Genomic DNA, 22,849 nt, shown 5'->3' on the forward strand with positions numbered 1-22,849 from the left:
CACAATACCAGAATCTCGGCGGCACCATACAGCAGCGCCCGATGATTTTTGATCCGCTATACTGGGTCGCACATCACGGGTTAACACCGGGTGCAACCCGAGTTCGTTAGTCTTACGCTTTCACTTTCTCAAGTCGAACCATTCATTATTGGTTCTCTCAATCCTCCCGTCGCCGCCAAGGAGTCGCGCATGTCGTTTACAACCCGCCCGGAACTGATCGGCACCTTCGGCATGGTGGCCTCGACGCACTGGCTCGCGAGCGCATCGGCGATGGCGGTCCTCGAAAAAGGCGGCAATGCGTTCGACGCCGCCGCCGCGGCCGGCTTCGTCCTGCAGATCGTCGAGCCGCATCTGAACGGTCCGGGTGGCGAACTGCCGGTGGTGTTTTACAGCGCGCGCGAAGAACGCGTGCGCGTGCTGTGCGGGCAGGGCGTGACGCCTGCGGGCATGACCATCGAGCGGATGCGCAAGATGGGGCTCGACGTGGTGCCGGGCACGGGCCTGCTGCCCGCGGTCGTGCCGGGCGCATTCGGCGCATGGATGGCGCTGCTGCGCGACTACGGCCAGTTGCCGCTCGAAGACGTGCTGAGCTATGCGATCGGCTACGCGGAAAACGGCTATCCGGTGCTGCCGCGCATGGCAGCGTCGATTCTCGCGATTCAGGACTTCTTCCGCACCGAATGGACGACTTCGGCCGAGCAATGGCTGCGCAACGGCGAGGCGCCGAAGCAGAACCAGCTGTTCGCCAATCCCGCGATCGCCGAAACCTACAAGCGCATCCTGCGCGAAGCGAATACGCGCAGCGATCGCGCCGAGCAGTGCGAACGGGCGCGCGATGTCTTCTATCGCGGCTTCGTCGCCGATGCAATCGACCAGTACTTCCGTTCGACCGCCGTGCTCGACACCTCGGGCCTGCGCAACAGCGGCCTGCTCGATGCCGGCGATCTGGCGCGCTGGGAGCCGACCTACGAAGACCCGGTGTCGTACGACTACGCTGGCATGCGCGTTCACAAAACCGGCCCGTGGGGCCAGGGCCCGATGTTCCTGCAACAGCTCGCGCTGCTGAAGGGTTTCGATCTCGGCGCGATGGACCCCTTGGGACCCGATTTCGTGCACACGGTGATCGAGTGCTCGAAGCTCGCGTTCGCCGATCGAGAAGTGTTCTATGGCGACCCGGCGTTTTCGCATGTGCCGATGGATGTATTGCTGAGCGACGCTTACAACGACGAGCGGCGCCGCCTGATCGATCCGCGCCACGCGTCGTTCGAATTCCGCCCAGGGCTGCTCGGGGACAGCGAGCAACGCGCCGCGCGCATCGTGGCGAATGCCGGGCGTGAGCAGGCTGGCGGCTTCGGCCAAGGCGAGCCGACCTTCGCGCCGCTGCCCGAATTGCGCGGCGACACCGTGCATCTCGACGTGGTCGACCGCTGGGGCAACATGGTGTCAGCCACGCCGTCGGGCGGCTGGCTGCAGGCATCGCCGGCGGTGCCGGGTCTCGGCTTCAACGTCACCACGCGCGCGCAGATGTTCTGGATGGAAGAAGGCCTGCCTTCGTCGCTCGGCCCGGGCCGCCGCCCGCGCACTACGCTGTCGCCGACGCTCGTCACGCGCGACGGCAAGCCGTACGCGGCCTTCGGCACGCCGGGTGGCGACCAGCAGGATCAGTGGTCGCTGCAGCTGTTCCTCAAGCACGTGCATGGCGGCATGAACTTCCAGGCCGCCGCCGACGCGCCCTCGTTCCAGACCGCGCACTTCCCCGGCTCGTTTTATCCTCGGGCGATGCAGCTCGGCAAAATGTCGGCCGAGTCGCGCTTTCCGGACAGCACGCTCGCCGAACTGCGCGCGCGCGGCCACGACCTCACCGTCGCGGAACCGTGGGCGCTCGGCCGCGTATGCGCGGTCGCGATCCGCAACGGTCTGCTGCGAGGCGCGGCCACGCCGCGTCAGATGCAGGCCTATGCGATCGGCCGATAAGCAGCCCGACGCAACCATCAGCGCAGAACGCGCGGCCACGCCGCGCCATTTCCTTCAGGAGAAGTTGCCGTGTCCGCCGTCGCCGCCCGTCTTGAAAGACTGCCCCTATCGAGCTTTCACCGCAGACTGCTGCTGATCGGCGGGCTGGGGTACATGTTCGACGGACTTGATTCGTCGTCGCTCGCGTTCCTGCTGCCGGTCGTCAGCAAGCTGTGGCAATTGACGACCGCTCAGACCGGGCTCGTCGCGAGCAGTACCTATATCGGCTACTTTTTCGGCGCTTTCCTGTCGGGGGTGCTCGCCGACGTGATCGGACGGCGCCGCATCATGATGAGCGCGCTCGCGATCTATTGCGTCGCGTCGCTCGCGAGCGCGACCGCGCAGGACTGGCACACGTTCTTCGCGCTGCGCGTCGTCGCGGGGTTCGGTTCGGGCGCGGAGACCGTCGTGATCGCGCCGTTTCTCGCCGAATTCGTGCCACGCCGCTATCGCGGCATTTTCTGCGGCGCGCTGGTCGGCTTCATGTCGTTCGGCTATCTGACCTCGTCGATTCTCGGCTTCGCGGTGGTGCGCAACTTCGCCGACGGCTGGCGCTATCTGGCGGTGATCACGTCGCTGCCCGTCGTAATGCTGCTGTGGTGGCGCCGCACGCTGCCCGAATCGCCGCGCTGGCTCGAAAGCCAGGGCCGAACGGCTGAGGCGAACGGCATCGTCGGCCGCATCGAAGCGGCGTTCGTCGAGCGCGGCATTGCGCTTGCGCCCGTGAGTGCGAGCAACGCGCTTCACGCAGCGCCTATCCCGGCCTCGACGACGGCTCGCGGCAACGCATGGCGCAACGTGCTCACGCTGTGGTCGCCGCGACTCGCGCGCACGACCGCGGTCAGCTGGCTGATGTGGTTCTCGGTCGCATTCGCGTACTACTCGTTCTTCTCGTGGATCCCGAGCCTGCTCGTCAAGGAAGGACTGACGATGACGAAGAGTTTCGGCTATTCGATCGCGATCTATGGCGCGCAGATTCCGGGCTACTTCTCCGCGGCGTGGCTCAACGAGAAGATCGGCCGCAAGGCGGTGGTCGCTTCCTACATGCTGCTCGGCGGCATCGCCGCGATCACGCTCGCGTTTTCTCACACCGGCATACAGATCATGAGCGCGGGCATCGCGTTGTCGTTCTTCATGAACGGCGCGTTCGCCGGCGTCTACGCTTACACGCCGGAAGTGTTTCCGACCGCGGTGCGCACGACGGGCACGGGCTCGTCGTCATCGTTCGGCCGGATTGGTTCGGTCAGCGCACCCATCCTCGTCGGCCTCGTTTATCCGCTGTTCGGCTTCCTCGGTGTGTTCGCGATGACGACCACGGTGCTGGTGATCGGCGCCTGCGTGGTGTTCTTCCTCGGCATCGAAACGCGCAACCGCTCGCTCGAAGATATCGAAGCGAGCGAGCTCGAACCGGCTCGCGACGCGCAAGGCCAGCTGAACTCCACCCGCATGCACGGCTGAACGCACTGCGACTTTTCACACTTTCCGATGCGAACGCGATGCAAACGACGCAATGCAACCTGACCGAACCCGCACCGCACGATACGCAGATGCTGGATATCTCTGACCTCGAGCGCCTCGCGCTGGCGATGCGCCTGAAAGACCAACCGCTCGAACTGTTCCGCGCGGTTCACGCGGTGGCGGCGAAGGCGATAGGCCTGAGCCTGATCACGATCATGTCCTACGATGCACAGCGTCACGAGGTCGAACGGGTCTATACGAACATGCCGGACGTCTATCCATTGGGCGGACGCAAGAGGAAGCAGGGCACCGCGTGGGCGCGACAGATCCTTCAGGAGCTGAAGCCGTTTCGTGCCGCCACGTCGCAAGGCATTCGCGAGGCCTTCGACGATCATGCGGTGATGACCGGTTTGGGTCTCGGTTCGATCCTGAACATTCCGATCGCCTATGATGGCGTGTGCATCGGTACGATGAACCTGACGCACAAGGAAGGCTGGTACACGAGCCGTCATGAAAGCATAGGCGTCCTGATCGGTGCCTTTCTTGCCCCCGCTCTGCTCCAGCAGAATACGGAATCCCCCGCTTGCGCCGCCCATTCATGAAAACACCATCCGATCTGCAACACTATCAGGCCGTGACCCGTCCCACCGTCTCGCAAGGCCGCTGGGTGCTGGTCTTCGTACTCGGCTACCTCGCGCTGATCGCCGATGGCGCCGACGTGATGATGTACGGCCTCACCCTGTCGCGCATCAAGGACGATTTCGGGCTGACCAATGTCGAAGCGGGCGCGCTCGGCAGTCTGACCTTGCTAGGCATGGCGATCGGCGGCATCGTCGGCGGCTGGGCGAGCGATCGTCTTGGCCGTGTGCGGGTCGTCGCATGGGCGCTCGCGCTGTTCTCGCTCGGCGCGGGAATGCTCGGGTTCACGCACACCTTCGTCCAATTCGCGGCGGTACGCTTTATCGGTTCGCTCGGCATTGGCTGCATGGTGCTGGTCACCACGCTCGTGGCCGAATATGTGCCGACCGAGCGGCGCTCGCTGGTGCTCGGCATGCTGCAAACCGGCATTTCGGCTGGCTACATCGTCGTGATCGCGCTCAGCAGCTGGATCCTGCCGCAGTACGGCTGGCGCACGCTGTACTACGTGTCGGCCGTGCCGGTGCTGCTCGCGTTCGCGATCAAGTTCGCGGTTCCCGAACCGGCGGCATGGCTCGCAAGCCGGGCCGCCGACCGCATGGGCGAAACGCGGCGCGTCGACAATCGTTACGCGCAGATTTTCCGCGACCGCCAGGCACGCACGATGTTCATCCTGTGGACCTTCGCGTCGGTCTTCGTGCTGTCCGGCTTTTACGGCCTGAACAACTGGCTGCCCACGTACCTCGAGAAGGAACTGCACATCAAGTTCAGCTCGCTGACCGGCTATATGATCGGCACATACGTGGTCGCCTTCATCGGCAAGATCTTCGCGGGCTGGCTCGGTGATCGCTGGAGCCGGCGCGGCGTGTACGTGCTCGGCTGCATCGGTGCGGCACTCTTTCTGCCCATCATCATTTTCTGGCACACCCGCGACAACATTTCCACGCTGATGCTTTTCTTCGGCTTTCTGTACGGCGTGCCGCTCGGCACCATCGGCACCTTCATGTCGGAGAGCTTCGCGACGTCGGTGCGCGGCACCGCGGTGGGCGGCTCGTATAATCTCGGGCGCTTCTGTTCGGGGGCGGCGCCGATCGTCATCGGTTTCATCGCCACGCAGTTCTCAATCGGACTCGGCTTTCTCGTGGTCGGTGCGGTGTTCTTTTTGAGCGGCGTGACTGCATTGTTCGTTCCTGACCGGCTATACGATACGCAGCATTAAATCCGCGTCGAAAATGACAAAGCGATGTCGTGGCAATGAATTGCCCAGGTTCCGGCGCTAGAACCTGGTCGCCACCGGATAACCTGGGCACCACGATGAAGCATTACTCGTTTCCTGCGACGATGTTGGAAATGGTCCAGTTGTTCGTCGATACGAGCACATAATCGCCATTGACGCCTAGCCATTTCTGGCCGCGCGGTGGCGCATTGAGGCCGTGCCCGCGCCAGTCGTCCATCATGAAATTGTAATTACGGTATTCGGCCGGCACACGTTGACCTTTATGCCAATCACGATGCGGAATGGTTGGCATCACCTGCTGACGGCCCGTACCGGCCATCTGGCCACCGCCCTCGTCCTTCGGCGGCGGTCCAGCCGCAATCGCGAACGCCGACACACCGGCAAACGACAACGCGACGAGTTGCGCAACAAAGCGATTATTCATGTTCGAACCTCCGTGCGGTGGAAGAAAGCTCCGGGCATTCACGTGATCGACGTGAAAGTAGTCGTCCAGCTACTCGCAGATTCATTAACTCGAACTTCATTGCAGCGATCGCTGGTCTATCGAATGCAATATTTGCAAATCGCGAGATATCAAATTCGATAATTCAGGCGCGATCCGAAGTCGTTAAAAAGTATAGTAAAAGGAAGTTCGACTTCAAGCCGGACCCGCCTATCGCTACTGCGCTACCGCATATGTCCACTCGACGATGACCATGGCTTTCGATTCGCCGAGTCAATCGTCTGAACGGGTCGCGCCACCTTCCACAGCGGCCGACGCGGGCCTGGCGGTGTCGCTCGCCGTGCGCGTCATCCGGATGCCCGCATAGGCCATCGCAACGGTCAACAGCGGACTCACGAAGCAGAACACCGCGTAGGGTGCGTAACTGAACGTGGCAACACCGAGCGTGGCGGCCATATATGCGCCGCAGCTATTGCACGGAATCAGCGCACCGGTCGGCGTGGCCGCATCGCCGACCGACCGCGACAATACGACCGAAGCAAAGCCGCGGTGCGCGAACGCCGCCTTGAACATGCGCGCGGGCAGCACGATCGCGCGACGGTGAGCCCGATCTGGTTCGGGCCGCTCGCGCCCACATCGCCGAACAGGAAGCACCACAGACCGACCAGCACAACGAGGCTGGCGCGACCGGAATGATCGCCTCGGTCAGGGTGACCGGCTCCGGTGATTCGGGCTTGTTGATTTAAGCTTGTCCCTTTATCGGCTACGACTGCCGCGTCGCTGCCGTCGCCCGCTCGCTACTTCAGCGAGCGGGCGGCACTTTGCCGGCGCACCCTTCAGATTGAATCGCCTGACCGATCAATAGTCGACCGCATCGCGGATGATCGGGCAGGTCATGCAGTGACCGCCGCCACGTCCACGGCCCAGCTCCGCACCGACGATCGTAATCACCTCGATGCCCTGCTTGCGCAGCAGCGTGTTCGTGTACGTGTTGCGGTCGTACGCATAGACGACGCCCGGCGCCGCGCACACCAGGTTCGCGCCGCTATCCCACTGCGTGCGCTCGCGCTGATAGTCGCTGCCGCCCGCCTCGACCACGCGCAGTTGCTTCAGCCCGAGCGCCTCGGCAACGACGTCGGTAAACGGTTTGTTTTCGGCGTGCAATTCGACACCGCTCGGATGGCTGCTCGGGCGATACGAATAGGTGCGCGTCTTCGCCATGAAGTCCGGGGCGACCAGTACACAATCGCGATCGGCGAACGTGAACACGGTATCGAGGTGCATCGCCGCGCGAATCTTCGGCATCGCCGCGACGATCACGCGCTCGGCCGCGCCCTTCTTGAACAGCGTTGCCGCCAGTTGACTGATGGCCTGACGCGAGGTGCGCTCGCTCATGCCGATCAGCACGACGCCCTTGCCGATCGGCATCACGTCGCCGCCTTCCAGCGTGGCGAGACCGTGGTCCTGGGTCGGGTCGCCCCACCACACGTTGACCTTGCCCGCGAAGTCCGGGTGAAACTTGTAGATCGCCGTGGTCAGGATCGTCTCCTCATGGCGGGCCGGCCAATACAGCGCATTGAGCGTGACGCCGCCATAGATCCAGCAGGTCGTGTCGCGCGTGTACAGCGTGTTCGGCAGCGGCGGCAGAAGATATTCCGTGCCGCCCGCCGCTTCCTTCGCGACCTCCAGCGCCTTGCCGCCGTGCGCTTCAGGGAAGTCGTGCGTGGATAGCCCGCCAATCAGCGTTTCGGCCAACTTGCGATTGTCGAGCCCTTCCAGATAGCTTCTCAATTCATCGATAAAACCGAGGCCGACCTGATTCGGCACCACCTGGTTGTCGAGAATCCACTTCTTGCCTTCAGGCACCGCGACCGTTTCGGCGAGCAGATTGTGCATCTCCACCACTTCGACGCCGCGGTCGCGCATCTTCGTGACGAAGTCGAAGTGGTCGCGCTTCGCGTTCTCCACCCACAGCACGTCGTCGAACAGCAGTTCGTCGCAATTGCTCGGGGTAAGACGCTGATGCGCGAGCCCCGGTGCGCAGACCATCACTTTGCGCAGTTGCCCGACTTCCGAGTAGACACCCAATTCACCCGCTTTCGCGTCCGTATTCGCCATGATGATCTCCTGAATACCAGTGTTGACCCGCTCTGTTCAATCCGATGTCGTCAGATCGTGATCCTTCCGGTTACGAGGGCATAGACGCCGATGATCGCGCCAATGACGATGACGGTGAAGATGAACCAGTCGGAAGTGATGAAGACGTTCTTGTTCCGCTCGCGTCGCGCCCAGAAATAAAGAACCGTCCCGGGCGCGTACAGTACTGCAGCAAGCAGAATGAATTTCAGGCCGCCCGCCCAGATCATGAACGCCGTATAGATCACGGCGATTGCGGCCATGATCAGGTCGCGCCGGCGCTCTTCGGGACGCACGTCGTAACCGTCGCCGCGATTCGCGTTCATGACTCCATACACCGCGACGAACAGGTATGGGATCAACGACATCGCGCTAGTCAGATTCAGCATCAGCGCGAACGCGTCGCGCGAGAAGTACGTGCTGATGACGAGCAGCTGCACCACGATGTTGGTCAGCCACAATGCATTAGCCGGCGTCTTGTTGACGTTCTCCTTGCCGAAGACGGAGGGCATGTCTTCGGTCCTCGCCGCCGTGAACAACACTTCGGCGCAGATCAACGACCAGGCGAGATAAGCACCGAGCACCGAAATCAGCAGACCTATGCTGACGAAAACCGCGCCCCAGTGACCGACCACCGCTTCGAGCACCGCGGCCATCGACGGCTGCCGCATGGTCGCGATGTCCGCGCGATGGAGCACCGCATAAGGCAGCATCGTCACGAGCACCATCAGCGAGGTCACGACGATGAAGCCGAGTATCGTCGATTGCCCGACGTCGGAGCGCTTCTTTGCGTAGCGCGAATAAACGCTCGCTCCCTCGATACCGATGAACACGAACACCGTGACCAGCATCGTGGCCCGCACCTGCTCGAAGATGTTGCCTTCGAGACCTCCGCCGTAGAGGTTGCCCTGGAACAGGTCCATCCGGAAACCGAAGATCAGGATCAGGATGAATACCAGAATCGGAATGATCTTGGCGACCGTGACGATACTGTTGATGAAGGCCGCCTGCTGCACGCCCTTCAGGATCATGAAATGAAATAGCCAGATGCCGATCGATGCCACGACGATGGCGACGACCGTATTACCGTCGCCGAACACTGGAAAGAACGCGCCGAGCGTCGACTTGATCAGCACCCAGTAAGAAACATTGCCGATACAACTGCTGATCCAATAGCCAAATGCGGAAAGAAAGCCCGGATAGTCGCCAAAGCCCGCTTTCGCGTACGCAAACACGCCTGCGTCCAGTTCGGGCTTTCGTTCCGCCAGCGCCTGAAACACGCGGGCGAGCATATACATACCGGTGCCCGCAATAAGCCACGCAAGAACGGCGCCTAACGGACCGGTGGCATTGGCAAAAGTACGCGGCAGGGAAAATATCCCGGCTCCCACCATGCCGCCCACCACCATCCCGGTGAGTTGCATCTTTGACATCTTCTGTGGAGTGGACGCCATTCGGATTCCTTTTTAGTTACCTTTTTAACAAGGATCTGAAATCAGACTCGAACGAAACGTGTCTCTCGGCCGATCTTGCTGTTGATCAGCCGCGTTACTCTGCAACCACCACACGAAAAGAATGGTCTGTCCGTTCGCGTTTGTCAATTAATCGCAAAGCAAGGTAACGCGCGCTATACGGTCGTATCGATCAATGCTGCATTGCCGAATTTCGTTGAATGGGCGAATTAACAATTCACCGTGCCCCTTGTGTCATATGACATACGAAGCACGCATCTGAATCGTTCGCACCGGTAAATCGCATTCGATTTCGATCGATTTGACAATGATGCGACCCGCCGCATCACCAGCGCGTTTCTCAAATGATGGGGAATGGCTGAAGTCAGCTAAACCGGTGGTCGCTCAGAGCTACTGAGAAACGCCAGATCGGCTGCTTGATAATGGCGCGCGAAGATCATCAACAGTACAAACCGGATGACGATTTCGCAGTGGCGGCTTTGTGAATTTTTCTGACGGGATCACTACTTGGACAATATCTTCCATAGGATATTGCCCGCGCATCTGAATGCCGATCGCGACACACGTCAAAGCGCTTCATGGAACGATCGCATGTGCTACGACCTTCGCGCCTGTCGGGTTCCCTCACCTTCAGGCTTTGGCCCGACACTCATTGTGGCGGGCTTTTTTTTTCTTGTCGCACGATGGAACTAAGACTCGCGCAACTTCCTCAACGTCAGCCGCGCTTCGAGCCCTCCGCCGACGCGGTTATGCAGCGTGAGCGTCGCGTCCATCGCGAGCGCGAGTTGCCGCGCGATCGCGAGCCCCAGCCCCGTGCCGCCCGTTTGACGATTGCGCGAACCTTCGAGTCGAACGAACGGCTCGAACACCGTCTCCAGCGACTCGGCCGGAATACCAGGACCGCGATCGAGCACCGACACGGTAGCCTCGCCATCGTGCAACGCGCCGATATCGATCTGCGCGGCGCCGGCGTACCTCAGCGCGTTATCGACCAGATTGCCGACGATACGCTTCAACGCCTGCGGACGCATCGTCAGCGACTGGCCGAACTGGCCCTGCAGCGACACCTGCTGACCCGCATCGACGTAATCGCAGACGAGGCTGTCGAACAGCGCATCGGGATCGATGCGGCGCGGCACCTCGGTCGTGCCATGCATCGTGCGCGCATACGCGACGCCTTCCTTGACCAGCGCTTCCATTTCCTGCAGATCCTGGCGCAGCTTCGCGGCCTCGCTGTCGTCGTCCATCGTGTCGACGCGCAGACGCATGCGCGTGATCGGCGTCTGCAGATCGTGCGAGATCGCCGCGAGAATCTGCATCCGTTCGGTCATGTACGTGGCGATCCGGTCCTGCATCGCGTTGAACGCGCGCGCGGCGCGCGCCACTTCGGACGGACCGGCTTCGGGTAGACGCTCGGCCTTCAGGTCGGGGCCGAGCGTGTCGGCCGCGACGGCGAGCTGATTGAGCGGGCGCGTCGCGAGCCGCACCGCGAGCCAGCAGCAGGCAGCGAGCACGAGCAGCTGCAGCGCCAGCACGAGTGGCAGCCAGCGCGACAACGGAGCGCCGGGCATCGGCCGCAGGTCGATTGTGAGCGGCGAGCCGTCGCTCAGTTTCAGGTGCACCTGCAGACGCTCGCGATCGCCGGGCACCGCGTTGACGGTCAACGGATATCGCTTGCCGATGCCCTCGCCGATCGATTGCGCGACGCGCTCCGACAGGCTCGCGTCGACGGGTGCGCCGGGCACGCCCGGGCCGAGCACGAACTCATAGCTGCGCCGCGCGAGCCGCGGCAGCCACTGGGCGCGCTCGTCGGGCGGCAGATGATCGAGCAGCGCGACCGAGCTCGCCACCTCGCGCTCGATGTAGCCCATCATGATGTTGGTCATGGTCTGGTCGCGCTCGGTCATCGTGAGCCAGAACGACAGCGACTGCGCGAGCGCGAGCCCGACGAACAGGATCACCGCGAGCCGCGCGAACAGCGTGCGCGGCCAATGGGGCCAGCGCAGCAGCGACGGTGACGCAGATACGTTCATTCCGGATCTCCGATCGCGGTGACCGCCGCCGAGAACACATAGCCCTCGCTGCGCAACGTCTTGATGTAGCGCGGCTCGCGCGCACCGTCGCGCAGGCGCTGACGCAGGCGGCTCACCATCAGATCGATCGAACGGTCGAACGGATCGGCCTGGCGCCCCTGGGTCAGGTTCAGCAGCTGGTCGCGTGTGAGCACGCGCTGCGGATGATCGAGAAACACGCGCAACAGACGATATTCCGCGCCGCTCAGCGCGACTTCGGTGCCGTCCGCGTCGAGCAGATGGCGCGCGGTCGTGTCGAGCCGCCAGTCGCCGAAGCACAGCATCGGCGCCGATTCGGTCACCTCCATGCCGGGCGGCAGCATGCGCGCGCGGCGCAGCACCGAGCGGATTCGCGCGAGCAGCTCGCGCGCGGCGAACGGCTTGGTCAGGTAATCGTCGGCGCCCATTTCGAGGCCGACGATCCGGTCCGCTTCCTCGCTGCGCGCCGTCAGCATCAGGATCGGCACCGTGCGGAATTTGCCCGCGCGCAGCTCGCGGCACAACGCGAGGCCATCTTCGCCGGGCAGCATCAGGTCGAGCACGATCAGGTCGGGCGCGCCGTTCTCGAGCGCGCTGCGCATCTGGCGGCCATTGGCCGCGAGCGTGACGCGCACGCCGTTTTTCTCGAGGTATCCCGCAAGCAGTTCGCGGATGCCGCGATCGTCATCGACGATCAGTACGTGGTCGGAGGTTTCCATCGACGGATCATCTGCTGCGGCGTTTGAGTTGCACGCCGCTCGATTGGACCAATGAACACTGCAACGGATGCGCGAGTTCGGCGGCGAAGCCACCCGCGACGAACACGACGATGGCAAAGAGGCGTTTCATGCGTCCTCCAGCACGGAAAGACTCGCGCCGTCGGCCACGCTGGCTTCGAGCGCATAAGGATCGACCCCGTCCAGGCAGCCGATATTGACGCGCCATTGCTGCGGATCCCTGCGCGTCTGATGAAAAGGATAGATGCCGCAATGCTTGCAGAAGTAGTGTTTGGCGACCTTGGTGTTGAATTGGTACAGCGTCAGCGAATCCTCGCCACTCAGAATCTTCAACTGACTGGCGGGAAAGAGCGGTGTCATCAGCGCGCCCTTGCGGCGGCACAGGCTACAGTTGCAACGGCCGGCCGGAACGATTTCGGTGCGAACTTCGAACTTGACGGCCCCGCAGTGACAGGAACCTTGCAGCAACTCGGCGCTCATGATGCTCTCCGTGATTTGACGATGCCTGCTTTATAGCCTGGTTCATCAGTCGAATTATGTCGTAATGTATCCGGCCGCCGAGACGATACATTACATTGCAATAAGCCGCGATTAGCGCAAGGCGAAACAGCAAAAATAAATGCGCGAATTAGCATTTAAGCGGCACGCGCAAGCGAATAGCACGGGCGACTTCGATGCCGCCGCATTGTCGTGTTCTCCCTGCAAAGATACTCCGCTTGCACATGAATAGGTAAGGGGCGCGGCGGGGCACGCCGGCCGGGCGCTCTACACGCTGATTTTGACCTCGGCATGACCAGGCGGCTTTATATATCTGGTCGGATCGACCGGCATTGCCAACCACAACCGTGCGGTGTAAGCCAGTGGGCAATGGCGCCGCACATACACCGCTCGTAAGCTCGGTGAATCAAGTTGAATACGCTTGACTTTTAATCACGGGCCACTTCCAATACCCATGGTGCAGTGCGATGTTTGTCTTTTGAAACACGCCGCACGTCATTCGGTAGTTCAAAGCATTGGCCAGCATTCAATCGTCCGCCGTGCATGCGGCGTCAGCTCGCGGAATGGAGCACTCCTCACTACCGGAGTCGTCTTGGCTGCAACAAAAAACCAACCCGCCCACCGCGAAACCGCCCTCATCGACCTTGCGTTGCAAGGCGGCGGTTCGCACGGCGCTTTCACATGGGGCGTCCTCGACCGTTTGCTCGAAGAGTCGTGGCTGCAGATCGAAGGTATATCGGGCACTTCGGCCGGCGCGATGAACGCCGCGGTGCTGGTGAGCGGCTACCAGGTCGACGGCGCGGCCGGCGCGCGCGCCGCGCTCGAAGCGTTCTGGCGGCGGGTATTCGAAGCATCGGTGTACAGCCCGTTTCGCCGCAGCCCGTTCGACGTGTTGATGGGCCGCTGGACACTAGACTACTCGCCGCTGTTCATTGCGATGGACCTCGCGGCACGGGTATTTTCGCCATACGATCTGAATCCGCGCGGCGTGCATCCGCTGGCGAAGATTCTGGAGGACTCGATCGATTTCGCGCATCTGCGCGACGCGCCGATCAAGCTGTTCATTACCGCGACGCGGGTGCGCACGGGCCAGGCGCGCGTGTTTCGCAATGCCGACCTGACGCCCGACGTGCTACTCGCGTCCGGCTGCCTGCCCACGCTGTTCCAGGCGGTGCAGATCGACGGTGAAGACTACTGGGACGGCGGCTATGCCGGCAATCCGACGATCACGCCGCTGGTGCGCGAATGCTCGTCGAGCGATACGCTGCTGATCCAGGTCAATCCCGTCGAGCGCAATGAAACACCGCGCACGGCACGCGACATCATCAGCCGCCTGAACGAGGTCGCCTTCAACGCACCGCTGCTCAAAGAGTTGCGCATGATCGCGCTACTGCGCCGCGCGGCGGACGCCGGCAGCGACGAAGGCCGCCATTGGGCGGAGATGCGCATCCATCGGATCTCGAGCGAGTTGATGACCGAACTCGGCTACTCGTCGAAGCTGAACGCCGAGTGGAGCTTTCTGACGATGCTGCGCGACGAAGGCCGACGTGCGGCGGATGCGTTCCTCGCCGAGCACGCCGATTCGATCGGCGTGCGCTCCTCGCTGGATCTCGACGCGCTGCTCGACGGAGTCTGACCATGGACGTCATCACCCTGTCACCGCTCGCGATCGGTCTCGGGCTTTTTGGCATGCTCGCGAGTCTCGCGCTGCTGATCGGCTTCGCGTATCGCGGCTGGACCGTGCTGCTGCTCGCGCCGTTCGCCGCGATGCTGGCCGCCGCGATTTCGGGCGAGCCGGTTCTCGCGCACTGGACCCAGACCTTCATGCTGAGCGCCGCGCGTTTTCTCGCGCAGTTCTTTCCGTTGTTTCTGCTCGGCGCGCTGTTCGGCAAGCTGATGGAAGACAGCGGCTCGGTGAAGGCGATCGCCAGTTACATGACGCAGAAGCTGGGCGCGCATCGGGCGATTCTCGCCGTCGTGATCGGTGGCGCGCTCGTCACCTATGGCGGTGTCAGCCTCTTCGTCGCGTTCTTCGTGCTCGCGCCGATGGCCACCGCCCTCTTCCAGGCGGCCAATATTCCGCGCCGTCTGATGCCGGCCGCGATCGCGCTCGGCACGTCGACGTTCACGATGTCCGCGCTGCCCGGCACACCGGCGATCCAGAACGCGATCCCGATGCCGTTCTTTGGTACGACGCCGTTCGCGGCGCCGGGGCTCGGCATCATCGCGAGTATCGTGATGGTCGCGTTCGGGCTCTGGTGGTTGTCCTTGCAGCAATCGCGCGCGAAGGCGGCCAATGAAGGATTCGACGGACCCGGCACGGCGGTGAAATCCACCAGCGCGCCGGCCAGCGACAACCTCGTGCGCGAGCGCGCGAGCGTATCGCAGAGTTTCGATCCGGAAGAAGCGAAGCGCGGGCACATCAGCGAGGCTATGCCGTCGTTCGGCGTGGCGGTCGCGCCGCTCGTGCTCGTCGTGTTGACGAACTTCTTGATGAACGTGATCGTGCTGCCGCGCATCGACGCCGACTACCTGGCCGACGTCCGTTGGGGCGAGACGTCGCTTGCGGCGGTCGGCGGTGTGTGGGGCGTGTGCGTCGCGCTCACCGTCGCGATCGTCGTGCTCGTGCTGCTCAATCGGCGTCGCTTGCCGGCGCTGCGCGAGACGATCGACGCGGGCGCGAATGCATCGGTGCTGCCGGTGCTCAGCGTCGGCAGTCTGGTCGGCTACGGCGCGGTGATCGCAGCGCTGCCCGCGTTCGCGCTCGTGCGCGAATGGGTACTCGGCATCGGCGGTGGTCCGCTCGTATCGCTCGCGGTCGCGACCAATCTGCTCGCAGCATTGACCGGGTCGGCCTCCGGCGGTCTCACCATCGCGCTCGACGCGCTCGGCAGCACCTATCTGCAACTGGCGGCGCAATACGGCATCGACCCCGCGCTGCTGCATCGGGTGGCCGTGATCTCCTCCGGCACTCTCGACAGCCTGCCGCATAACGGCGCGGTCGTGACGCTTCTGGCCGTATGCGGCTCGAACCACCGCGAAAGCTATCGCGACATCGTGGTCGTCGGGATTCTCGGCGCGTTGCTCGCGCTGGTGGTGGTGATCGTGCTGGGCTCTCTGCTCGGCTCGTTCTGAGCGCTTTGAGCGTTCTGAAGTATCAAGGGGTCTTGTACTGACGTTGCTGTGCGTCAGCGCAAGACCCCGTTTCTTTATTTGCCGGTCGGCAGGGTTTGGGCCGCTTTGCTGGTGTTTTCCGGCTCACTTCACGCGGCCGCGCGCGCCGCGTTCATCCGGCCGAACACGAACTGCCCCAGATACCAGACCAGCTCCGTGTTCGCGAAGATCGCATCTTCGGTGACCGTCGACGCTTCGAGCTTCATCCGACGCAGCATCAGCTTGCCTTCGCGCGACGTCGTCCACGCATGCATCAGTTCCTTGCGCGTCTTCGCATCCGAGGCGTTGAAATGGTCGCGGCCCTTGCGCGAATCTTCGTTCATGCGTGCGCGCACTTCTTCTTCGCGCGTCGCGATGCTGTGCGCCACGGTCTTTCTCGTTTCGGTATTGACCGCCTGTTCCTGCGCTTCGTCGGCGAGGAGTTTGGCCTGCACGTCGACCATCGTGCGCTCGGCGTCGGAGATCTTCCAGTTGTCGCGTAGCGCGCGCATCAGATAGCCCGCGGGACTCTTCTTGACCTGGCCGCGCTTGATCCTGAAACGCGTGTATTCGACGGCCTGCTGGATGCGTTCGTCGGTCCAGAGTTCGCGGTTCTCCGAAATCTCGCTGAACTGCTTGGTCGACAGCCCGAATTCGTCGGTGAGAATCTTGTACAGATGGCTCGCGTCGGCAAGGCTCGCAAGTACCGCGTCAGCTGTGTCCTTGCGCTTGAGCAGGAAGCGGATGCGGTCGATTTTCTTCGACGTCGTGGAAGCAGTCCGCGTCTCGTAGGACATCTCGACGTCAGACACTTCATTGATCTCGCGGACCGCCGGCTCGAGCCAGTCGCGCTTGAAGTATTTGAAGATGGCGGCGTTCGCGCCCATCTTGCCGGGCCAGTTGCGCATCTCCTCGAGCTGGATCCAATCGGTGCGTCCCGCGGGCACGTTGGGCAAAACCTTGTCGTAGATCGCGCGCGCGAGGCTGCGCGTAAACGCGGTGGAAATGCGCAAGCTCAGCCAGTGCGATTTCTGCGGATCGCGGATGTGTGGCACGAGCCGCGGATGAACGTCGAAACGCATACGTCCGCGATGAAAGCCGACCATGCCGATCAACTGAACCTGCACCCACAGATCGTCTTCACTGGGATCACGGTCCGCGGGCGTATTCGTCACGCGAACTTTGGCGTTCTGGGCTTCGTCGGCAATCGTGCGCAAATGCTTCAGGTTGCGACTGTCGTATCGCATCAGCCACTTGAAGTAGTTGAGTTCGACGTCGTACTGATCGCGCTGCTCGGGCTCCTGCGCGACGATGAAGTACGCGGCATCAAGAAAGCGCCGTGCCGGCAGGCCCATATTGACGATTTCGGTAAAGAAATCGTTGCGCTGATAACCGATCTCACGATTGGCCTCGTTGATGCGCAATCCCTGATCGAACATGTCTTCGAACAGTGCGAGCGCCATCTGGCGTGACGTCGCTTTCGACCTGCTCTCTTCCGGATTGTCCGCGCCCATGTTCTTCATCCACTTTTTCGCTCACGGGACTGTAAGCAGGTGGTGGTGAGCTGTCAACACACAGAACCTCACCATCAGAACGGCCGTAGCGCGGAGTCGGTTTTCGCTTCGATTCAGCGATTTCGCACACAGAACCTCACCATGCACACAACGAACCTCACCATGTAGAAGGTCTTTCGGGGCGCTAGGCCTTATGCGGCAAGCCTTCCAGTCCTGTTTCTCCGCAGATGCACAACCCACCTCACCTTCGAGATGCGAGACTCGGTCGAACACAGCGAACCGCACCTTGGTGGAGAATTGGTCTCACCTTGCTGCACAACCAACCGCACCTGTGCGCACACTAAACCTCACCTTCGACACAACGCACCTCACCTTTTCCAACTTAAGTGTTTGATCAGATTGAATATCGTGTCGCCGTGTAGGTTTGTCGGTTTGCTGTCGTTTTAAAAAAAACCTACCAACCTGACTCGACAATATTTACTGAAATTGCTGAGTCAGATTGCGCAATGCAGCATGGTGAGGTTGATTGTGCGATGCGTAGGGCGAATGTTCGGGAGGCGGCGTACCCAAGGTGAGGTTGGTTGTGCTTTCATCGTGATCGGCACCCTGGGTGAAGTGTTGCGGCCTCTGGTGAGGGCCCGTTGCCGGCAGATTGGAGCTTTCGTAGGTGAGGTTGATTGTGCAGTTGCGCTTTAGTCGGCTGGGCGCTCGCTGAGGTACGCCAAAATCCTGATAATGGTGAGGTTGGTTGTGCGGAAGGGCGATCGGTTGGTCATCTGTAAAATGCGGAAGTGCACAAATGACCTCACCAAGTGCCTAAGTTTTGAGCATGCGCACCTATTTCGGTGCTCGGGCCGCGGGGCAAGGTGAGGTCATTTGTGCCTTCGAATTGTCGGTGTATTCGAGGCTTGTTTAGTTTCGACGGTAATCCCGCTATCGAAACGATGCAGAAATACAGAAATTTGCGAAAAATCTGCATAAAAACAGTAATTTAAAAAGCTATTTTCAAGTATTTCCTGTATTCTGAGGTTTCTGGAATTTTATGGATAAACCTCAGAATGGTCAGAACGAGCCAACTTCCTGCCGTAGACCGAACCGTTCACTTTGAGCAGATCAGTGAGTTCGCAGAAAAAGTCACCATTTTCACTAATGAGCTGCGTGACACGATTCTGGCTCCGCGTCCTCGAAAAACGGCTCCCGTCTTCAAGACCGGCGAGATTGCCGAGATGTGCAACATCTCTCACTCGCAGGTTCAGTATCTCGCGACTAAAGGCGATGGAGACCTGCCTTCGGGCACGGCGGCCGGCACGGGCCGCACCCGGACCTTCACGCTGGAAGAAGCGCGGATCTGGGTGCAAAAGATTTCCGACATCTACCAGACTCCGTTGGTCACGCGGCTGAAGGAGCCCGACGGCAAGATCATTATTACCGCGCAGCTCAAAGGCGGCTCCGCGAAGACCACGACGACTATGTGCCTGGCCCAGGGGTTGTCGCTGCGGGGACGCAAAGTGTTGGTCGTCGATCTCGATCCGCAGGCGTCGCTTTCTGAACTGTGCGGCCTGTACGCGGAAAAAGACGTTACGCCGGAAGACACGGTGTTGCCGTACGTCTACGACCAGGACATCGAAGGCGGCCTCGAGGGGCGGGTTCAGTCGACGTACTGGGACGGCATCGACGTAATTCCTGCGCACACGGAACTGATCGGAGCGGAGTTTCATCTGCCTGCGATGCAAAAGATCCGGCCAGGTTTTCGCTTCTGGACCGTGCTTCGTCAAGGGCTCGAGCCGCTGCGCAAGAAGTACGACTACATTCTGATGGACACGTCGCCGTCGCTGTCGTACCTCAACCTGAACGCGCTGATGGCGGCGGATTCGATGGTGATGCCGATGGTCCCGGAAAACCTGGACTTCATCAGTTCGTTGTCGTTCTGGCGACTTTTCTCCGACGTTTCCAAAAGCTTCATCAAATTCGAGAAGGACAAGAAATACGACTTTGTGTCGCTTGTGTTGTCGCGGGTCGATTATGGGCGGAACTCATCGGCGCCGATCGTGCGCGCGTGGGCGCAAAGCGCGTACGAAAACTGGCTGCACTCGATCGAGGTACCTGCTAGCTCGGTGATGAGCACCGGGGCGTTGGCGTTCTCGACCGTTTTCGACATCAGTAGCAATCACAGCGCGGCCAAGTCGCTGCAACGCGTGCGGCAGCCTCTCGTCGACTACTGTCGCTGGATCGACGAGATCTACTCGGAAAAATGGAGGAAAGCGCAATGAGCAATATGCGAGAACAGTTGCTGGCCAAGACGTCCGGCATTCGCAAAACTTCGTCGATTAACGAAGACGAGGTTAAGCGCAGCAACCGCACGCAGACGGCGCCCGGCCTGGCCGGGGCGCTGGCCGTTGCGCAACTTCGCGTGCAGGAATTGGAATCGACTGGCGTCGCTTCGCAACTGGCGGTGGCGGGAATCTTGCCGAACCCTTGGCAGCCGCGTCGAGTGTTCAACGAAGTAAAGCTGGCCGAGCTTGCGGAGTCGATCCGGGAAGTTGGGCTGATGCAGCCGATCGTGGTTCGCCGTATCGCAGACGACTATCAGATCGTCGCCGGCGAGCGGCGCTGGCGTGCGCACAAGATGTTGGGACTGGACACGATCAAGGCCGTCGTCGCGGATTGCTCCGATTCAGACATGGCCGTGTTGGCGATGGTCGAAAACATCAGCCGCGACGACCTTGCTGACTATGAAATCGGAGTAGCGATCCGGCGATCGGAAACGGAATTCCCGAATCGCACGCGACTGGCGGAAGCGATGGGATTGTCGCGGGCGGGTCTGTATCAGTTCCTGTCGTTCGATAATTTGCCGGACTTCATCAAGAAGGATCTCGACATTCAGCCGCGTCTTTTGGGTGGGACCGCGGCGCAAGCAATTGCAGCCGCTATCAAAAAGCACGGCGAGGACGGCGTTAAGGCCGCCCGCGAGATTTGGCCGCTGTTAGTGAGAGGCGAGATGGAGCAAGGCAAGGTCGCAGCGGCGATCATCGCTCTGGCGACCCGTCAGACTACGTCGACAGGTAGCAGCGGACGCAGTATCGAGAAGTTTTTTGCGGGTCGAGAGCACGCTGGAAGCATCACGAAGGATGTTGGTAACTTCACGATCAAGATCAAGACCGGGGTCATCACCGAGGCGCAAGAAGTTCAGATACGGCAGTTGATCGGACAGATGTTCCAATCGCAGCCGAAAACGAGCTGATTTGATGGTTGGTTTGTAGTGTAGAAAGGCCCGCCCAGTGCGGGCTTTTTTTCGGCCAGTCAAAGTGGTCCGGGGTTCGAGAGTGTCTAGAGTCTAGACACTCGGAAGGCAGACACCCCCGACACCATCTGAGTGATCACGAAGGATGTTGGTAACTTCACGATCAAGATCAAAACCGGGGTCATCACCGAGGCGCAAGAAGTTCAGATACGGCAGTTGATCGGACAGATGTTCCAATCGCAGCCGAAAACGAGCTGATTTGATGGTTGGTTTGTAGTGTAGAAAGGCCCGCCCAGTGCGGGCTTTTTTTCGGCCAGTCAAAGTGGTCCGGGGTTCGAGAGTGTCTAGAGTCTAGACACTCGGTCGGCAGACACCCCCCGACACCATCTGAGTGTCTAGACTCTAGACACTGCTGTCGACCCCGGCCGGTATCGACGCAAGAGGGCCATGTCGGTGCGATCGAACTTCCTTCGTTCCTTGCACGATTTGTGGGGCGATTCGCGCGGCGGTGATTTAGCAATGGTTTTGCGTGCGCCGGTTGCAACATCAGCCACCCGACATCAGCGAGTCCGTCATCGGCTGGCAATTCTGGAGCCACAATCAGCAATCAAGTATCGCGCTGACCGGTTGTTGCCCGTGACGCACTCAAAGTCGCACAGTTGCCAAATGACGAAGGGGATGGAGCGCCCGCACTCTATCCTTCGACCGAATCGTGTTTCCCTGAACGCCCTCCGCGGTCATTCTCAACCCTACGCCACATCGGCGGGATTCGTCGGTGCGACTTCCCTCAACTGGCGGCGGCAACATTCTTGTCAACGAGAGAAGCCGCTGCACATGCCATCGAGTCCCTACTCACCAACCCGGTGCCACCGGCCACGGGAATGCGTGATCAGCGGAATCGGTTTGCCGATTGCGCAGGCTATCGTCCACCTCGCCACACAGGTCAAATTACGCAGACTGGGTTGATCATGGCGCTTCCATAAAGCGCTGCATCCATGATGGCGCCGTCCATCACGGCCACCCCGATGAAAATCGTCGCGGACTCACTCCGATCCTTCACGCGCCCGGCGTACCCGAGGCAACTGACGCGCACAGCGCTGAGGCCAACGCTTATCGACCGCAAGCCACGCGGACTTTCTCGCAGGGGAATCCGTTCCTACGATTCGCGATGAAATCCGCATGGACCGATGCGCGAAGGAATGCCGTGAATTCGGCTTGCCGCCGCGAACACAACACATACCTCGATGCGCGCCCGAGGCCAGTTGTTACTTGAATGTCGCGTCAAGGGACGCTGAACCGTGCGTCGAGATCCCTCACGATCGGAGCAGGTCTAGATTTCCGCGAACGGCGTGCTTCTCTGATTCTATGAGGCGCCCACTTGACCTCGACTCGCTTCTGCTGTCGCACCGGTTCTTGCCCGACGACTAGAAAGCAAATTGCTGACACCCGCCGGATGCGAAGCACTTTGTAGTACTCGCGTTGAACCAACGTCACAGCGTTGTCAGTGAGAACACATCCTGAAGCCAATGGATGGCTGTCAACAGGACTGCCGATCGACTTGCCCGCTGGTGGGATGGCCTGATTGATGTATTGGAACGATGAATCGCGCCCGTGTGACTCATCGTTGTGCAAGCGCTTGAGTACCGAGAGCATGGACGACAGCTGATCATCCGCGTCCCATTCCGTATGTCGGGCTAACCGAATCGGGCCAACTTCGCGTCACTCAATCATGATCGCTGTTCTCGGCTCCGCTGCAAGAAATTCACCGCACGACGGTCGACAGAATAGGTGAGGGCAAACGGGCAAGCGATCGCACACGTAAAGACTCGTGTCACGGGACCGCCCCGTGACGCTGATTAGCCAGACGATGGCGAATCATCTAGTCCCCGACGCGAGCGACTGTCGATCGCAAAGCGCGCTGCAAGAAACCTGAAGCGCAGCGAATACGAACGTCGGACGTGACAAGCGAACAATATCCGGGGACAGAACGCAAAGGTGAATCTCACGAACTAAATATCGAAAAATGAGCGAGTATTAGCCAATACGAGCGCGAACGCATGATTATTCGGCCATTCTCGCCAACCGCCCACCGTGAAACATAGTTAAACGTCTTCGCAATGCGACAACCTTTTGTTTTAAAAGCCATTTTTCGCCTGCGGCGACGATTGTTTCACGAAAAATCGCGAAATTAGTGCACGACAAGTGGCAACCCGCATAAAACGGGACAAGACGGCGAAACGGGCGTAGGCGGCTCGGCAATC

The 22,849-nt window shown here is 61.0% G+C and carries 17 protein-coding genes; 8 read left to right on the plus strand and 9 right to left on the minus strand.

What is annotated here, in order from left to right; genetic code table 11:
• Positions 1–189: 189 nt before the first annotated feature.
• From L0U84_RS36585 to L0U84_RS36600, 4 genes are all read left to right on the plus strand, one after another.
• Positions 190–1,974, plus strand: coding sequence for a gamma-glutamyltransferase family protein (locus L0U84_RS36585; RefSeq protein ID WP_233857817.1), 1,785 nt, complete (start codon positions 190–192; stop codon positions 1,972–1,974).
• 69 nt (positions 1,975–2,043) lie between these two features.
• Entirely contained in the window at positions 2,044–3,471 is a 1,428-nt protein-coding gene (locus L0U84_RS36590; protein WP_233857819.1) for an MFS transporter, read from the plus strand.
• Positions 3,472–3,509: 38 nt separating this feature from the next.
• Positions 3,510–4,073, plus strand: coding sequence for a GAF domain-containing protein (locus L0U84_RS36595; protein WP_233857821.1), 564 nt, complete (start codon positions 3,510–3,512; stop codon positions 4,071–4,073).
• Positions 4,070–5,326 carry an MFS transporter gene (locus L0U84_RS36600; RefSeq protein WP_233857823.1) on the plus strand — a complete coding sequence of 419 codons (1,257 nt, stop codon included), beginning with the start codon at positions 4,070–4,072 and terminating at the stop codon, positions 5,324–5,326. The genes L0U84_RS36595 and L0U84_RS36600 overlap by 4 nt, the downstream gene beginning before the upstream one ends.
• A 103-nt stretch (positions 5,327–5,429) precedes the next feature.
• On the opposite strand, the gene L0U84_RS36605 is transcribed toward L0U84_RS36600, so the two are convergent.
• The 8 genes from L0U84_RS36605 to L0U84_RS36635 all read right to left on the minus strand — a co-directional run bounded on the left by L0U84_RS36605 (position 5,430) and on the right by L0U84_RS36635 (position 12,662).
• Positions 5,430–5,768 carry an RcnB family protein gene (locus L0U84_RS36605; protein WP_233857825.1) on the minus strand — a complete coding sequence of 113 codons (339 nt, stop codon included), beginning with the start codon at positions 5,766–5,768 and terminating at the stop codon, positions 5,430–5,432.
• A 291-nt stretch (positions 5,769–6,059) separates the two neighbouring features.
• Positions 6,060–6,374 carry a Na+/H+ antiporter NhaC family protein gene (locus L0U84_RS36610; RefSeq protein WP_233857827.1) on the minus strand — a complete coding sequence of 105 codons (315 nt, stop codon included), beginning with the start codon at positions 6,372–6,374 and terminating at the stop codon, positions 6,060–6,062.
• A 270-nt stretch (positions 6,375–6,644) separates the two neighbouring features.
• Positions 6,645–7,904 carry an arginine deiminase gene (gene arcA, locus L0U84_RS36615; RefSeq protein WP_233857829.1) on the minus strand — a complete coding sequence of 420 codons (1,260 nt, stop codon included), beginning with the start codon at positions 7,902–7,904 and terminating at the stop codon, positions 6,645–6,647.
• 50 nt (positions 7,905–7,954) lie between these two features.
• Positions 7,955–9,376 carry a basic amino acid/polyamine antiporter gene (locus L0U84_RS36620; RefSeq protein WP_233857831.1) on the minus strand — a complete coding sequence of 474 codons (1,422 nt, stop codon included), beginning with the start codon at positions 9,374–9,376 and terminating at the stop codon, positions 7,955–7,957.
• 707 nt (positions 9,377–10,083) lie between these two features.
• The gene (locus L0U84_RS36625) at positions 10,084–11,427 is read right to left on the minus strand and encodes an ATP-binding protein (protein WP_233857833.1); all 1,344 of its coding nucleotides are present in this window, start codon (positions 11,425–11,427) and stop codon (positions 10,084–10,086) included.
• Positions 11,424–12,164, minus strand: coding sequence for a response regulator (locus L0U84_RS36630; RefSeq protein ID WP_233857835.1), 741 nt, complete (start codon positions 12,162–12,164; stop codon positions 11,424–11,426). The genes L0U84_RS36625 and L0U84_RS36630 overlap by 4 nt, the downstream gene beginning before the upstream one ends.
• 7 nt (positions 12,165–12,171) lie before the next feature.
• Complete coding sequence (locus L0U84_RS43920) at positions 12,172–12,294, minus strand: hypothetical protein (protein ID WP_267940127.1); 123 nt, start codon at positions 12,292–12,294, stop codon at positions 12,172–12,174.
• The gene (locus L0U84_RS36635; protein WP_233857837.1) at positions 12,291–12,662 is read right to left on the minus strand and encodes a GFA family protein; all 372 of its coding nucleotides are present in this window, start codon (positions 12,660–12,662) and stop codon (positions 12,291–12,293) included. The genes L0U84_RS43920 and L0U84_RS36635 overlap by 4 nt, the downstream gene beginning before the upstream one ends.
• 610 nt (positions 12,663–13,272) lie before the next feature.
• Between L0U84_RS36635 and L0U84_RS36640 the strand changes: the two genes are divergently transcribed.
• Positions 13,273–14,316: a patatin-like phospholipase family protein gene (locus tag L0U84_RS36640; RefSeq protein WP_233857839.1), complete on the plus strand. Its 1,044-nt coding sequence runs from the start codon at positions 13,273–13,275 to the stop codon at positions 14,314–14,316.
• Positions 14,317–14,318: 2 nt separating this feature from the next.
• Positions 14,319–15,815, plus strand: a complete 1,497-nt coding sequence (locus L0U84_RS36645; protein WP_233857841.1) for a GntP family permease — start codon at positions 14,319–14,321, stop codon at positions 15,813–15,815.
• Positions 15,816–15,943: 128 nt separating this feature from the next.
• Here L0U84_RS36645 and L0U84_RS36650 read toward each other — a convergent pair whose 3' ends face one another.
• Positions 15,944–17,347, minus strand: coding sequence for a replication initiation protein (locus L0U84_RS36650; protein WP_233859805.1), 1,404 nt, complete (start codon positions 17,345–17,347; stop codon positions 15,944–15,946).
• A 1,058-nt stretch (positions 17,348–18,405) separates the two neighbouring features.
• Here L0U84_RS36650 and L0U84_RS36655 point away from each other — a divergent pair.
• Complete coding sequence (locus L0U84_RS36655; RefSeq protein WP_233857843.1) at positions 18,406–19,617, plus strand: ParA family protein; 1,212 nt, start codon at positions 18,406–18,408, stop codon at positions 19,615–19,617.
• Positions 19,614–20,588, plus strand: coding sequence for a ParB/RepB/Spo0J family partition protein (locus L0U84_RS36660; protein WP_233857845.1), 975 nt, complete (start codon positions 19,614–19,616; stop codon positions 20,586–20,588). The genes L0U84_RS36655 and L0U84_RS36660 overlap by 4 nt, the downstream gene beginning before the upstream one ends.
• Positions 20,589–22,849: the final 2,261 nt, after the last annotated feature.

Source organism: Paraburkholderia sp. HD33-4 (assembly GCF_021390635.1).
Classification (GTDB): Bacteria; Pseudomonadota; Gammaproteobacteria; order Burkholderiales; family Burkholderiaceae; genus Paraburkholderia.